This window comes from Acinetobacter sp. HR7 (assembly GCF_000773685.1).
In the GTDB taxonomy this organism is placed as follows: domain Bacteria; phylum Pseudomonadota; class Gammaproteobacteria; order Pseudomonadales; family Moraxellaceae; genus Acinetobacter; species Acinetobacter thermotolerans.
Window position 1 is genome coordinate 1 of sequence record NZ_JPQO01000219.1, and the last position, 16,492, is coordinate 16,492.

The 16,492-nt window shown below is 35.3% G+C and carries 10 protein-coding genes and 1 pseudogene; 1 reads left to right on the forward strand and 10 read right to left on the reverse strand.

Translation table 11 applies throughout. The annotated features are described in order from the left end of the window. Window positions 1–75: 75 nt before the first annotated feature. The 10 genes from GW12_RS14200 to GW12_RS14250 all read right to left on the reverse strand — a co-directional run bounded on the left by GW12_RS14200 (window position 76) and on the right by GW12_RS14250 (window position 15,191). Window positions 76–594, reverse strand: a complete 519-nt coding sequence (locus GW12_RS14200; RefSeq protein WP_052127936.1) for a serine O-acetyltransferase — start codon at window positions 592–594, stop codon at window positions 76–78. A 10-nt stretch (window positions 595–604) separates the two neighbouring features. Next, window positions 605–2,077, reverse strand: coding sequence for a heparinase II/III family protein (locus GW12_RS14205; protein WP_034588801.1), 1,473 nt, complete (start codon window positions 2,075–2,077; stop codon window positions 605–607). Window positions 2,078–2,208: 131 nt separating this feature from the next. Then, the gene (locus tag GW12_RS14210; protein ID WP_034588803.1) at window positions 2,209–4,152 is read right to left on the reverse strand and encodes a heparinase II/III family protein; all 1,944 of its coding nucleotides are present in this window, start codon (window positions 4,150–4,152) and stop codon (window positions 2,209–2,211) included. After that, window positions 4,149–8,387: a glycosyltransferase gene (locus GW12_RS15210; RefSeq protein WP_052127937.1), complete on the reverse strand. Its 4,239-nt coding sequence runs from the start codon at window positions 8,385–8,387 to the stop codon at window positions 4,149–4,151. The genes GW12_RS14210 and GW12_RS15210 overlap by 4 nt, the downstream gene beginning before the upstream one ends. Before the next feature lie 78 nt (window positions 8,388–8,465). Continuing rightward, window positions 8,466–9,704, reverse strand: a complete 1,239-nt coding sequence (gene wecC, locus GW12_RS14225) for a UDP-N-acetyl-D-mannosamine dehydrogenase (RefSeq protein WP_034588805.1) — start codon at window positions 9,702–9,704, stop codon at window positions 8,466–8,468. Between the two features lie 19 nt (window positions 9,705–9,723). Beyond that, window positions 9,724–10,869: a non-hydrolyzing UDP-N-acetylglucosamine 2-epimerase gene (gene wecB, locus GW12_RS14230; protein ID WP_034588807.1), complete on the reverse strand. Its 1,146-nt coding sequence runs from the start codon at window positions 10,867–10,869 to the stop codon at window positions 9,724–9,726. A gap of 29 nt (window positions 10,870–10,898) precedes the next feature. Further along, window positions 10,899–12,578 (reverse strand): polysaccharide biosynthesis/export family protein, encoded by a 1,680-nt coding sequence (locus GW12_RS14235; protein ID WP_034588810.1) that lies wholly within the window; start codon window positions 12,576–12,578, stop codon window positions 10,899–10,901. 3 nt (window positions 12,579–12,581) lie between these two features. After that, window positions 12,582–13,679 carry a capsule biosynthesis protein gene (locus GW12_RS14240; protein ID WP_034588812.1) on the reverse strand — a complete coding sequence of 366 codons (1,098 nt, stop codon included), beginning with the start codon at window positions 13,677–13,679 and terminating at the stop codon, window positions 12,582–12,584. Next, the gene (locus tag GW12_RS14245; RefSeq protein WP_034588814.1) at window positions 13,669–14,331 is read right to left on the reverse strand and encodes an ABC transporter ATP-binding protein; all 663 of its coding nucleotides are present in this window, start codon (window positions 14,329–14,331) and stop codon (window positions 13,669–13,671) included. Before GW12_RS14245 ends, GW12_RS14240 begins: the two co-directional genes overlap by 11 nt. Beyond that, window positions 14,328–15,191 (reverse strand): ABC transporter permease, encoded by an 864-nt coding sequence (locus GW12_RS14250; protein WP_227504174.1) that lies wholly within the window; start codon window positions 15,189–15,191, stop codon window positions 14,328–14,330. Before GW12_RS14250 ends, GW12_RS14245 begins: the two co-directional genes overlap by 4 nt. Window positions 15,192–15,388: 197 nt before the next feature. Here GW12_RS14250 and GW12_RS14255 point away from each other — a divergent pair. Beyond that, window positions 15,389–16,366: pseudogene (locus GW12_RS14255) on the forward strand (alpha/beta hydrolase). Window positions 16,367–16,492 lie beyond the last annotated feature (126 nt).

Consider the following 16,492-nt stretch of genomic DNA (forward strand, 5'->3'; position numbering starts at 1 on the left):
AAAAATGTGGTTATTCGCCGATTCAATTTGAAAAGCTTATTTAAAGTTGAGATTGGCGTTTAAGAAAATAAGATATTATCGAAAAGGATAATCTTCTAGATTTCTACCAATCATAGATTTGTATTTAGCAAAATTTTCTGCAGTAATAAGATTTATAACTTTAGCGGGAGCACCAGCCACAACACTAAATTCTGGTACATCTTTAGTAACGACACTATTAGCACCAATAATAGAAAAAGATCCAATTTTTACACGCCCCAGAACTTTAGCACCGGTAGCTACATAAACATTATCACCTAAAATTGGTCCACCTCCTAAAGTAACATTAGAACCAATTGAGCAATTCTTTCCAATAATAGTGTTCTTATGAACAATAGTTGCAAAACCAGTATAAGCAAATGTTGTACCTTCACCAATTACAACACTTGCAGGAACATCTGAACTATGTAATATATTTATTAACTTTTCAATACGTCTCACATTTTGCAAATCATTATTTTTTAAATAAATATTTGCCTCTTTATGTAAAGAGGTAATTGATGTAGGATTATCTAATAAAGGTTTAAGGTATTCCAATAAACTTGCGTATCTCATCATATATCAACTAATCAAGAAGGTTTATCAAAAATTCAACTGTATTTGATTTCAATGTATAAGAAAAATCCAAACAAACAGTTGAAGTAATTACTCTAGAATCAGATTCCACATATGGAATTTTAACAACATTCCATTTCCCATCATCTTTCGCTAATAAATTTTCAATGGTAGCAATTACTCTGTCTGAAATCATCAAATGAACTAGATCACCATAAACATTAACTTTGATCTTAGGATTTAGTACAAATCGATGTGTAGCAGTCTTCTCAAAAAGACTATCTAAATTAGTAAAAGTATCTCTAACCAACAAGTTCTTTTCAAAAAGCTTAAATGATCTAGTACATTTATTATTAGGTAATTGGCGCTGATGTGAAGCACTCAATTCAAAACCATGTTCATCAAATGCAGAGTGATCTATTACACTACCAAAAGGCGATGAGGTTTTAGACACCCATTCCAATTCCTCAATAAAAAAAGTACTATGACCTTTTCTTGAGTAAATAATAGCTTGCTGATCTAAGCTCAAGAATCCAGAATATCCAGGGTCATCAAATATCAGGTTTCCATTATATTCTAGACAAAATGATAATTCATCATCTTGTTTATGATTATATGAGTTCCACTGACAAGTTGAAACAAAATGTAATAATTTATCACCTACTAGCTTTTTAAAAACAAAAAATCCACCATTACAATATATACCATACATATTTTTTGAAAAAGAGTTCAATGCATTTTCATCACCAAAAACCTTTTTAATAATTTTTGGCTTAGTTGGTCTCAAAGTATCACCAATAGCAAAGTACTCACCTTTACTATTTAACATAGCACTTAATATAAAAAGTGAATTAAAACTAACAGAATTCATATAATCGATAGCATCATCTAAAACACCATCAATATCTTTAATTTTTTTAAAAAATTCAAACAATATAGGCAAGTTATACTCTTGATAGGAGACAGAATGCTCTCTAGTAATCCCACTATCACAATATAGTTTTTTTGCTGTTGATACCCCCCTAGAAACAACCAGGTTTAAATTACTTAAAGTTAATAACGTTTTATCATAAAGATAACAATCTAATAATGAATTATCTAGCATCAAAGCATGATTATGTCCTGCACGATACATTTTATCATCCAGAGCATTGAGTATTTCTTTCTGAATCAACTCCCTCAAAAAAAATTTATTTTCACCTGTTTGCTTACTAGCCAAATTAATTAAAAAACTTAGCCTTATAGCTGCAGCATGATCTCCTCTAAGAGTTTTGATATAAGTATCTCTATTCTTTTTAACATAAAAAAAATCAAAATAGTCTTTTACCAAAATAAGTTGATCACCAATTGAAAACCTTTCCATCCATCTAAAAGACATGAAATGAAGAACCCAATTCTTATTTTTATAGGGGTCAATATTCCAGTTAATTGGAATTGTAACTTTCAAATTCTTAAAGGCATAATGAGAAACAAAAAAATCCATAAAATCTTCTCAAATAAAACGGCTTTGTTGCATAAATATGTAAGCATCTGATTTAAATAAATTTAATTTTGGATTAAAAAATAATCAAAACTTTTAAAATCATATAGTTATGAAATCTTTATGCAACAAAGCTAAATAAAACTAATTTCTAACATATAGTCGATCTTACTACCATTTTCTTCTAAAAATAATATCTCAACCAATTCACTTCTATAAAGTGTATTATTTTTCAACGACAACCACCCCACAATGTCAGATTGATCACATAAAATATGACGTATTTTAAAGTTGATTTGTGACGCAACACTTATAACCATTGTTTTAGAATGACCAAAGACCTTAATAGTATTACCATTAATATCAACAGTCTTACCTTGCCCCAAAAACAACCTACTAATAGAACCATTTAAGTCATATTTAGAACTTATCAAACTATCAGTTATAAAAATTTTCTGATCATCCTGAATCTCTATTTTCCTTACAGATTTAAACCCTTTAAACATAAAAGAGCTCGCTGAAACTGATATTCTTTTTTCATCTTCAGAAAAACCATTTATTCCAACTTCATGACAAGATCCATTTAAAAACTTTCTAGAAGCACTTACATTAGGTGGACAAAAAATATTATGTGATAAATGTGATCTAATATAAATTCGGTGAGCATCTTTCTCATCATACTTATATATACCCCCATCAACTAGCCAATCCTCGCCATAAGCAAATAGTGTAATAGATAGATCATCATCATGCCTATGATAGTTACTTTTATAACCTGCCTTTAAACTTAAATATATAGCACGATCAAATTTACTTCTCTCCCAAGTACTTCTATAAAAAAAATAACCACTTTCCTTCAGTAGAAGAAATTTTTTTTTCGGAAATTTCCCTTGCTTACCTTTTGTAATACTATAAAGAAACTCCCCATAAAAACTTGGTTTATAATCATAGAAAATATTATTTACTTTAAACTCTGAAGTGTCCCCAATTAATGGAAGAAACCCATCAGGCTTTATAGCATATGCTAATGAAAGAGTTGCTTTATCGATTACTCTATAAACGTATTCAAAATCATAAGAAAACAGTTTATAACATGTTAAAATATCTACAACACTTAAACATTGTTTTATTCCAAAATTTAAATACGAAGGACTATTTTCTTTATGTCCACCATCGGAACAAAATGCAAAACTCACCTCAGCCTTCAACCGCTCTATTACTAAAGATATAGCTAGATCTAAGTCTATAATATGGATCAATTCACAACAAACTTGCAGTACACTCAAACATTGATCGAAACCATGATTTGTATGTTTTGAGTAAAAATTCTCATCCAATAGAACTTCGATATGTTCCTTTATTAAGTTTAATAAAAAACTATATTTATCATCATTAAAATCAATATATCCACTTTTCAAAAAATACAAAAATATAAAATTTAGATTTTTTAAACGCAGAGCACTACCATGATCATGCCAAACCATATTATCGGATTTAGAATTATTATTTCTATATAAATCCCAATCCATAATACTTTCGAAAGCATAATCTAAAATTACATCCTCTTTACTCGAATTGTAAAAAGAAATCAAATAATTTAAATGCTCTAACTGCTGTAGCTTCCACCTCCAAGTCCTATTCTTAAATGGATCTAAACTATAGAAATCACTTTGATTAACCTCAACCAAATCAAAATTTGGAAACTGTAATATACCTTTACTAAAAAAATCTTCACCTAGTTTTTCATTTTTTTCATTAATAAAGTTTTTTTTATGCTTTTTTAAAAAAGCAGATTCAACAAAAAAAAAGCCCAAGTCAATTTTCTTTAATATACTTTTCTTTGTTAGCATATCCAATATAAAAACCTGTATTTTATATATACCAGATACCAACAAATCAAATACAAACTCACTGCTTTCCTGATAAGTTTTTTTCTCTAAAATCTTATGGTTAGAAAATAGATAACAAGCATACCTATATAAACCTTGAGAAACTTCTTTATCAAAAATACTAACCAACAGTTGCTCTTTATTTAATTCTACCTTCACCTCAAAGTTATCAAATTTAGTTGTTTTCACTTTAACAACTCCAATTCTTTAATAATAGTCTGCTTATAAGCACTTTGACTGTTAACACGCATACTAGCATTCAAAGATAAGATCTGAAATTTGTAAATCGAATTACTTAAATCATAAATTTTTCTTGCCATTGAAACACTATCCTCAGACGGCACCAAAATACCACAGTTATTGTCTACAAACTCAGGTACTGCAGAAACATTATTGGTAATTACCACTAGCCCAGAACTCATTGCTTCGTCTCTAGACACACCCTGACTATCAATACGAGTAGGCACCAAGAATACACCATGCTCTTTATGTAGCTCGGCAATTTGATGCTGTGTTAAAAAGCCTTTAAGCAACTTTACATTTGAGAATTGTTTGAGTGGTGCGGTTGTCTCATCAAATAACTCACCATCACCACAGATCGTAAAACTAAATTTATTAAAGTCTGCATGCTTTGAGAGCTCTAATATCGTTTTTACTGTTAAATCATTTGCATAGCCTAAATTTGCATAAGGTCTTATAGATAAAACTTTGAACCGTTGACTCGCATCTTTAGGCACATAATTAAATAAGGTTGTATCAATAAAGTTATGGATAATATGCGTTTGATTAGCAGGGAATCGAATACCTAAATCTTCTTCACTTTCATTTAAAAAGTATTTAGATACGAAAATAAACTGGGTATTTGCATGTAATTCATTTTTGATTAAATTTACCCAAAACGCTTTTCGTTGTAAGCTTAAACGATGCTGACGTGTGGCTTCTACCTCACCTAATCGTGCTGCTTCATAAGCACGTCTAGACCAAGATCTAATCTCAGCTCCATGCACCCAAATCAAAACTTGCACAGTATCTTGATATTTACGTACAACTTCCCACATTTTATTATCCATTAAATGTAGGCATACTTTTTTATAGATACCGGATGCAAGTAACTTATCTAACATCTCATGGTCATATGAAAGAACATCAACACCTTCAAACTCGGAAAAACCAAATTTAGCTGCATCGTTTGTAAGCTTAAACACATCGACCAACTGATTCGCTTTTTTATAGGCTTTTACACGTGCATGCAAGAATCCATACTTATATAAATCATCATAAGCAGGATACTGCTTTGCAACAACCAAAGTTGTTGATTTTGGAATGAAATTATTGACTGGGTTTTTCACTGTCCCTAAAGAAAGTTTTTGAATTACTGTTTCGCCAGCACCAACAATTTTAAGACCTATACGTATATATACACATTCCATAGGTATCGCTAATGCATGTCCACCAACGATTGAATTCATAGAATGCGAGATCTTTTGGTGATTAGCATCCTGAAACTCAAATACAACTCTTACATCTTCTGCAGTTGTTTTTGCAAACAACTCAAATTCACTGTTCAATACCAGATTTAATTCGTCACGTGTATATACTTTTTTCATATACATATAAGCATGTTTTGCAGGTGGCAATGTCGTTTTAATTACAAATTGCCCTTGATTGCCTGCAAATTGAATCTGACTTGAAGTGCCTTTAACTAATTGAGTTTTAAAAACCTCGGCATCTAATGTGACTAAGCTTGAATCATTTACCTGTTTTTTAGTTTGTGGATGAATCGTGTAAATTACCTCTTGTACATTAACCGAGCCCGCTCCCTTTATTCTTAATGACACATTAAAGTGCTTGGTATTGGCTGGTAATTGAACTTGATGCATTTGATTGATTTCAAACATTTCAAATCCAATCTTATTGGCTTTTGCATCATAAAATTCAATTACAAGTTGAACATCTGCTTTCGTGTCTGCATTCACCAATAGGCTAATATTTTCACTGGTCTTTTTAATATACTGAAGCAATGTAAGATATTTATGTTCAGCTTTTGCCAATTTTGAGAAAATCTTAAAGTGATTTTCTGAACAATCTATACGAATAGCTGTATATGGGCTTACTACAGTTTTAGCTAAATAATCCGCTTCAAAAGATTGAATTTCGTCTTCATTTGGACTCATTGCAGTAATATTCTCTGCATACGGCAACAAGTTTTGCTTTAATTCAACCCCTGTATCCAAATCTTGCATGTCCACCGTGACAGATTTGATCTCTTCCGCATTGCACGCTTTTCCATCCGCAATGAAGCTAAAACGATCCACCGACATTGCATGAATAGGTTGGCTTTCATTTGTATGCTTCATAAAGCTTTCAATCAATGATGAAGCATCGTCATTGACTATCTTTAAAACTGAACGATCAAGTACAACATGTTGAACTTCAAGATATTCCTTTCCAGAAATTAAACTCAGTTTATGATCAAAAGCATAATGCGCATCTTTCGTCACACATTGAATATCTGTGAATTTCAAATATCTAAAGTTCAGCATCATATCAAACAGATAATCTTTGGTATAAAGATGTGCTGGATTGAAGAATGCTAAATGTGTAATTTCATGTTCTTGTATTAAAGCATCAATCTGATTTAGATGATTGAAACTATGAATCTCACTTGATGTCTCAATCTCTAGTGAATTCGGATTGTAAATAAATAATTTTTTATATTCATATGTTTGAGCTACAAAGTTATCGACAATTGCTTTGAGCTGCTCATCATTCTCGGCAAAAGCAAATACAGCAACGCAATTTTCTTTATTTGTTACTTTTATTTTGAGTTTATTGGCAATATAACCAAGTCGATCTTCATAGGTATGCTCGGATAAAACTTTTCTTAAGCCTAACAACTTAAATTTATCAACCAAATCTTGGTCATGTACAATGCGATTTAATTGACGTTCCAACTCTGTTGGATTGTCTGAACATAAAACCAAATCACCAAAGAAATTACGCACCCCACGAGAGTAGTTACTCAGTACAATCGTATTTGACGCCAACATTTCAAATACACGTCGAGCAAACATAGATTGTGACTGTTTAATGGTATTCATATTAATACCATATACATAGCCTTTATAAGCCTTATCAATCTCATGTGGCTCTAAACGGCCTAAAATATACTTTTGGTACTGTTCAGGGAACGTGTAATGTGGATGTGGATTATTGTAGTTTCGATCATAAATTTCCAAATCACGGAATTTGGTTGCAACCGCTGTTAAGTTAACAAAATCACGCTGTCTTTCTGGATATTTTAAATAGAATGAACCTGCAAAGTTAAAGGCATCTTTGCGTTCATATTTTTCAATGGGGTTGTGCGTTTTTGGCTGTGCAGCAAATGGCATAAGATACACACGATCGTGTCCAACATGTGCCTTATAACGACCAATACAATCAATATCTGTTGTAAAAACAACGTCAACCTGTTTTGCTACATCAACAAAGGTACCAAAATGTACTGGATCTTCTTTATTCCAGAACATGGTTTTAATACCATTTAATTTACAGAACTTAATTAAATTCACTACTTCTGTAGAATTTTGACTGACTTTACTTTTCCATAAGCCATCTTTACCCTGCCATGCAGATTCTACAAAAAGAATATCGGGCGCAAAATCTCTTATTTCTTCAAGCCAATGCTCTGGTGAAATCTGTAATAATTGGGCTTCGGGTGAAAAACAAAAATAGGTAAATTCATCCATAATACAAGCAATTTTCAATGTATCTATGGAGGCTTTTACAGTTTCTTTTAATTCTTGTTGAATAACTTGCTTAATGACTTTTTTCTGCTGCACAATAAGCGCATTTTGATCTTCTGATCGTTGTTTTTTTACAATGGATTGAGTTTGAGTGAGCCCAATCGCATTTTTATTTACAACATCTTGGTACTCACCATCTACATCGATCCCCTTTGGCTCACCATTTTTCAGTTTATATGCAACTCTTTCAAAAGCAAGGGCTAGACCTTTCTTTAAACTTGGGGCAGTAAACACATCACTATATTCAGATAAAAATTGTACTTTTCTCTGTAAATGATTTAATTGTGCCTGATCTTTTCTAGCAATCGCTTCAACAAAAAGCTGTAAACTCCATACTGGTAAAGAAGTGATTGGCTTTTTACCATTGAAGACATCAATTAAATTTTTACCTAACTGATATGCAATGGTTTGATGCTCTTTGCGAGAAAATTTCGCAAGTGCCTGCTGACGCACCAGATTATTTTCCTTAATCAGCAGATTCATTTCTTTTTGTAGTTCTGCAACTTTTGACTTATCAACATAACGAACATCAATCAAATCCTGAATGCGGCTTAGAAATTCTTGTTGTTGTTGTTCATCCAAACTTCTTAACTGTTCTAAAAGTTTTTCAATACTCATGGCTACACTCAGTCAGATTGTAAGTAAATTGATAAAAAAAGAATAAGCCACAGCTTACTGTAGCTTATTCTCTGTACCTTATTTATTAGAAACAAAATTTAAAATTTCATGCTGCTTTTCAGCAGTATTGAGATTTGCAAAATGGCTATGATTCACCAATACAATCAATAAATCCGCCTCAGCTTGAGCTGTTGTCACATCCACTAATTGACCCACTTTAATTTTTGCAGGAAGTGTATGAATATTTGGCTCGACCAATAACAACTCAATGTTTTGGTTTTGACCCATTTCTACTGCAATTTCCACTGCTGGACTTTCACGTAAATCATCAATATCTGGCTTAAATGCAAGACCAAGCAGCGCAACTTTAGGTTTACGACCTAAATCACCTAATTGAGCAACCGCTTCTTCAATCTTAGACACTACCCATTTTGGTTTATTGTCATTGACTTCACGGGCAGTATTGACCATACGTGCAAGATCAGGCGTTTTGTTTACAATGAACCATGGATCGACAGCGATACAGTGACCACCTACACCTGCACCCGGATTTAAAATATTGACACGTGGGTGACGGTTAGCAAGGGCAATGAGTTCCCATACATTGATGTTTAAACGATCACAAATGAGAGATAACTCATTGGCAAATGCAATATTAACATCACGGAAGGCATTTTCAGTGAGCTTGGTCATTTCCGCAGTACGTGCATTGGTTTCTACCAAATCACCTTTTACGAAAATTTTGTACACTTCAGCGGCTTTTTTCGCACATTCAGGGGTTAAACCACCAATAGTACGGTCATTTTCAACCAATTCACGAATGACTTGACCTGGCAATACACGCTCTGGACAATATGCCACATAGATATCAAAGTCAGTATCCTGCGCTGAAGCTGGGAACTTTAAATCTGGACGTGCAGCAGCCAACCACTCGACCATTTGCTCCGTTGCCCCCACAGGTGAAGTCGATTCTAGGATCACCACATTGCCTTTAGTTAAAACCGGTGCAATCGTTTTAGCAGCAGATTCAATATAGCTTAAATCTGGCGTATGGTCGTCACCTTTAAATGGTGTTGGTACTGCTATCAAAAATGCATCTGCAGGCTCAGGAGTGAGTGATGCTTTTAAATGACCAGAGGATACAACCTCTTTAACTATAGCTTCTAAACCTGGTTCTACAATATGGATTTTACCTTGGTTAATCGTATCAATCGCGTGTTGATTTACATCTAGACCAATCACATGTGCACCATAGTGTGCAAACATAGTTGCTGTAGGAAGACCAATATAACCTAAACCACTAACTGAAATTTTCATAAAATACTAAAACACTTGATTAATTAACGTAAAAATATTGTGCAAATCTTGCTTTAATGGCATGAACAATCTGGTCACATGAAGTGCCATCACCATATGGATTATGTGCTTGTGACATAGCTGCATAGACTGTTTCATTGGTCAATAAAGTTGAAACACTTCTAACAATATTTTCGACATGGGTGCCCACCAACTTGACAGTACCTGCCTGAACTGCTTCTGGCCTTTCTGTTGTATCTCGCATTACCAATACAGGTAATCCCAAAGATGGAGCCTCTTCTTGAATACCCCCGGAGTCAGTTAGAATTAAATGACTGTTGAGCATAAGCCATACAAATGGGAGGTAGTCCAATGGTTCTATTAATTTGACGTTATTTAAATCGCTTAGTAAACGATTTACTGGCTCTCTGACTTGTGGATTTAAATGAACTGGATAAACAAATTCTACATCTGGGAATTGTTTAGATAAAACTTGCAAAGCCATACAAATATTTTCGAAACCTTCACCAAAGTTTTCTCGTCTATGGCCAGTAATTAATACACGTTTTTTTGAAAAATCTAAATCTTTAAATTTTTCTTGCATAGTGGCATTAATGGTAATGTCTTCTGTAACTTTTGCTTTAATGATATGTAGCGCATCAATAACAGTATTACCCGTAATAAAGATATTTTCTTTTTGAACACATTCCTGTGTTAAATACTGGGCTGCAGTGGAAGTCGGTGCAAAATGCATATCTGCAATCACTCCCGTTAACTGACGGTTACCCTCTTCAGGCCAAGGAGAATATAACTGATAGGTTCTTAACCCAGCCTCAACATGTCCTACAGCTATACGCTGGTAGTATGCAGCCAAGGAAGCACATAAGGTTGTACTTGTATCACCATGTACCAAAATCAAATCTGGTTTAAAGTCATCAAATACAGGTTCTAGTCCTAATAACATATTCGATGTCATTTGAGTCAGGCTTTGGCCAGGCTTCATGATATTTAAATCATAGTCAGGCTTAATCTCAAACAACTCTAAAACAGAATCCAACATTTCACGGTGCTGGGCAGTTACGCAGACTTTTGTAATTATTTTTTCTTCCTTCTGTAACCGCTTAACTAAAGGCGCCATTTTAATGGCTTCCGGTCTAGTACCGAAAACTAAAAGGATTTTTAACATAACACTTCCAACTTACCCTATTTAAAGACTTATAAATCTAGTGCAACTTTTGCTGCTACCGCAATTTGATATAAAACTTGCGTAATACCACGTGTTAACTCAATGCCCTTAGTCTGCGCTTTAGGCAAGACTAAAATCTCATCACCTTGTTTAATTTTTTCACCTTTACGTACCAGTTCAGCTTTACCATTTTGTCGAATCACAATCACTTTAGATTTATTCGATTTCTGGCTAAACCCACCGACCTGCTCAATATATTCCTTGGCACTTAGACCTTGCTTGTATTCCACCCCATTTGGAAAAGCCACTTCACCATGCACCATGACCACAGAGGTTTTTTCAGGAATATATAAAATATCTCCCTGTTCCAAAATTACGTTTTGGAAAGTGTCTGGATTCAGCACCACCTGTCCCTTAGGTTCAACTTGACGTGCTTTAGCAATGAATTGTTTAACGAGTTCCGCATCACGCAAACGTAGAGCTGCTTCTTCCTGAGTGCTTGAACGTGCATTAAATGTTGTTTCTTCCAGCTTGTCCAAAGCAACATTTAGCATCTCTTTTTGGCGCTTGGCGACAGAAGGACGGAAGAGTTGTAAAGATTCAATTTCTGCTAAAGCATTCGGTTGCAGCTGCGTCAGTATGTCACTGAGTTTAGCCCCATAAGGCAGGACTACGGCATGTGCCCCATTATGCGCACCATCGATTCTGACCTGAATGGTGCCTGCATAACGATCCGCAGTAACAGTCACCACATCACCATCCTGGATCATGACGTTATTGGCCTGACTCAATGGGTAATATTCACTACGATATTCTGTGCCTTGGCGACGTTGAATACTAACATTAGTCGCGCCAGGTTTGAGCTTGGCAAAAGATAAGGCTTGAGCTAAAGAAATACTCGGCGAGTTAAATTCAAAATCATTCTGATTATAAACTTCACCAGATACATTAAAGGTATGGGTACGTTGCCCGACCACAATTACATCCCCATCACGGAATGAAATAGGCTTAATCTGTCCATTGAGTAAAAACTGATACAGGTCCACATGCTGAATCAACTGACCGTTACGCATCACCTTAATATCGATATAACTACCGCGTTCTGGATCAACCCCACCTGCTCTGTCTAAATAAGCAATAACACTGTCATTTGCCACACCGCCATAATTACCGGGCTGATTTACAAAACCGGTTACGAGAACCTTGACTGGCTGAGCCTGTTCCAAGGCAGCATATACACCGACATTCGCCACATAAATACGACGCACATGCGCTTCAATCACGGACTGTAGCGCACCATTTGTTACTCCTGAAACTTTTACAGGACCTACATTGGGAATAAAAATATTACCTTGAGGATCAACTTCTTGTGTACCACTAAATTGGTAAGCACCCCATAACCGTAAATTAATCTGATCACCCGGGTTAATTCTATAACTGCTATTAAAGGTTGAACCTGCAGTTGATGCAAATGCACCTTTAAATAGCTGCGAACCAAACATTTTATTTACTGTTTGATATTGCATAGATGTGCCAGGTGATAACTCTACAACTGACTGTTGATTCAATATAGAGTTATTAGAAATATTTTGTGAGCCGCCTCCATTAAGAGCACTTGCCACTTCGGTAGGTAACAGGCTTTGATCAAAAGCATAAGTCGATGTCGCACATGCCCATGATAAAACTGATAATACAGCAATTTTTTTCATAACTTATTCTCTGTGCTCACGAATAATCGAATGGATCAATAGTCCAATACCAAAAACAATATTGAGTAGAATAAATGAGGTGATACTGATATACACTTTACGTGGGTATAAAGCATCTTCAGCCAGACGAGGCTCAGCAATTACAACTAACTTTTTCAATTTTCTTGAGGCTTCTAATCGTGCTTTTTCAAGTGATGCCAATGAAATTTTATATAAGTCTGTAGCAAATTCTACTTGGGCTTTTAATGCTTCAAAATCAGCAACATTCTGGTTCAATTTAGAGTTATTGGGAGAGGTAAGCTTCGCACTTTCTGCATCAATTTGTTTTTCAACTGATTCAATCTGACTCTTTAGTGCAATGACCTGAGGGGCTTCAGGTGTTAAGTAGCTAAGCAGAGTGCGCTCTTCAGTTTTTAATTGAGCCAAGTTATTTTGTAAGCTAGAAACCAAGGTTGCAACCGCCTTTGCCTGTAATTCAGGATCAAAGATTTCATTTTCATTTTGATAAACTAGTACAGCCCGGCGTGCTTCATCGAGTTGTTTAGCGGCCTCTTGGTATTGTTTCTCTGCAAAAGACTGTTGTTCTTGAGCAATACTTTTAGAGACTCCATTAATAAACTCATCACTTAGGTTTAAAATTTCATGATTCAGTTTTAATGAAAAGTCTGAAGTAAATCCTTGAGACGTAATAGCTAACATCATCGTTTGCTCATCCAAGTCAATTTTGACGACTTTATTAAAGTATTCAACCAATTCTTCAATAGAAGCATCTTTCTCGAGTGCGAAAAGAGGATCTTTTTGAGCATAAAATGCTTTTTTCAAATTAAGCTTTTGGTCTAGTTTTTCAACCATGTCACGAGAGCGAATATATTCTTTTAAAATCTGAGCATCTTCACGACTTGTGTTCGCCACTCCCAACAAAGCACCCAAACCACTATTATCCGAAACCTGTGTTTCAGCGACCTGCTTAACCAGTAAAATTGAGTTTGACTCATAACGATCTTTTGCAAAGATCATCAAATACAACATTATGACTAGTAAAGGAATAAGCACAATACAGCTATATGCAATGAACAGTTTTTTATTTTTTTTACTTAACATATTCTTGATATACCTCTATTGCATCTTGCATATTGTCAAAATATTCAGCCTTTCCATCTCTGACCAAAAAAGCCACATCACAATTACGCAATAAATCTTTCACATTATGTGAAACCATAATAATATTTGAATTTTGCTTTAAATCATCTAGTAATGCCTGACTTTTCTTGCGGAATGAAGCATCACCCACTGCCCCCGCCTCATCAAGCAAATAATAGTCAAAGTTAAATGCCATACTCAATCCGAACCCGATCCGGCTCCGCATACCACTCGAATAGCTTTTCATCGGCATATCAAAATACTTTCCAATTTCAGCAAACTCTTCTACAAAATTTACAACATATTCAACTTCATCTTCATTACTTACATAAAGTCTGGCAACGAAACGGATATTTTGCCGGGCTGTTAGACTGCCCTGAAAACCACCAGATAAAGCAACCGGCCAGGAAATTGTTTTATTGGTAATCACCTCGCCTTCATCGGCATAGTCGATCCCACCAATAATACGTAATAGCGTACTTTTACCTGCGCCATTTTTACCTAGTAAAGCTACACTTTTATTTTCTGGTAATATGGCACTAAGGTTTTTAAATACATAATGCCGTCCTTTGGGAGTAATATAAGACTTGGTCAGGTTACGAAGCTCTATCATTTTGACTTCACCATACGACGTTCAAAACGCTTATATAATAAAAGCCCCAAAAACAGAGTAATAATTATCCAATAAATAAAATAAGATAAACTAATACCAGGTACTAAAGCATAAGTCGGTGCAACAGCATTTCTCATTAGTTCAAAAATGTGAATAAGTGGATTATAAAGTAAATACACACGATACTCTGCCGGTATAATATGAATTGAATATAAAATACCTGAAGCCAAATATAGAATTAAAAATAGCGGAGAAAGAATTTTAACAATTTCTTTGGAGAAGTCAGCAATTACTAAAAATACAAGGCTACAACTAAACATGAAAATAAATAAAAGTAACCAATAAAATAATAAATTAGGAATTTCGCTTAAGCTTATAGAATAACCGAACCATAAGAAACTAACACTAAAGCCCATATACGCTGTAAATTTTAATAGCAGCTCTAAGATGTTACGAGCAACTAAAGCATCAATAGGCTTTACCGAACGATAGCTAAATAAGCCCTTATTAGACTCTACTGCACTCGTTCCTAACATGACCCCTGTTCGAAACATAAAAAATGGAATGATCCCATTGATTAAAAAAACCTCATACTCAATACCGGGGGCCATACGTTGTCTAATGGTCGCGAATAATAAAACCATGACACCAATAGTTAAGAGTGGCTCTAAAAACACCCATACATAGCCCAAGCGATACTGGCCAAAACGAGTTTGAAGTTCACGCAAAATGAGCGCGCGAATCGAAGCATACATTACTCTCAGGCCACCACGAGGCTTAAGGCGTGGTAATTTTTTAAGCTGGGATGATGGTTCCATATGCTCTTTTGAGTCAATGAGGTAAGAAATAGGCGATGACATGATAACGTCGTCGTCTCGTTTTATAAAGTAAATTTATCCCCTCTAAATGGTGCATTGCAATTTAAAAGCATTCGGTATAAAGGCTCAGTTCACACTGGACCTGCTTCTCAAGGCTAACTTTTTAATCTTCATCACAAAAATTGACAAAGGCTGAAACTTGATCAACTATAAAGCCTAAAACTTCCCTGAGTATAACAATGACAATAACGCTCCAGACTCCCCGATATCAGCCTGATGTATTAGGCGCAGGATATGAACAGGCTACTTTAAATTTTCCGGATGATTATGAAGGCAAAGTGGTGGCCACTTTGATTCGTAAAAAAGCAGAGCAGCCCACCTCTAAAGCAGTACTCTATATTCACGGTTTTATTGACTATTTTTTCTAGACTGAAATGGCCGAGCGCTTTAATGCGCAGGGTTGCGATTTTTATGCGCTGGATTTGCGTAAATATGGGCGTTCTTATTTACCGCATCAAATGTACTATAACGTCCATTCGCTTTCTGAATATGATGCTGAAATTACTCAGGCGTTGGCAATTATTGGTGCTGAAGGTCATGATGCCGTCCTGCTCAGTGGCCATTCAACGGGTGGGCTAACCACCACCTTATATGCTTCACATCATCCGAAGCATCCCCTGATCACAGCCTTATGGCTCAACAACCCGTTTTATGACTTTAATATGAGCCGCCTGGAAAAGAAGCTGGCTATTCCCACAATGTCTGCACTGGGCAAACGCTTTCCCAACCTGCTGTTTCCGAGCCGCTTAAACAAATTCTATGTGCCGAGCCTGCATGTCAGTGATCGGGGGGAATGGAATTTTAACCTGGAATGGAAACAGCCGCGTTATCCATGGGTGCGTCTCGGCTTTGTACATGCCATTCATGAAGCACAAAAAGAAATTCATCAGGGCGTTGCCTTAAATGTTCCGACTCTACTGATGTACGCGCATCAGAGTAGCTATCCGCGCCGTTTCAACCGTCAAGCACAAAGCAGCGATGTGATCTTAAATATCAAGGATATGGTCAAATATGGCAAAAAAATATCAGGTGATGTGCAGTTCTGTGAAATTAAAAATGGCTTGCATGATCTGATACTATCGGAACACCCGGTACGCGAACAGGTTTACCGGCAACTCTTCGACTGGCTAAAACACACCGGCTTTCTGTCCCGTTAAAAAGCAACAATCGAGCTGTGATTGAAAGCCCTTGATTTGGGCTTTCTATATTTAAAGACTTGGCCTAGCTCAGCTATTAGTAAGCGTCCGCTGAACCCCATGCCTATTTTTTAATTTGAGTTGGAT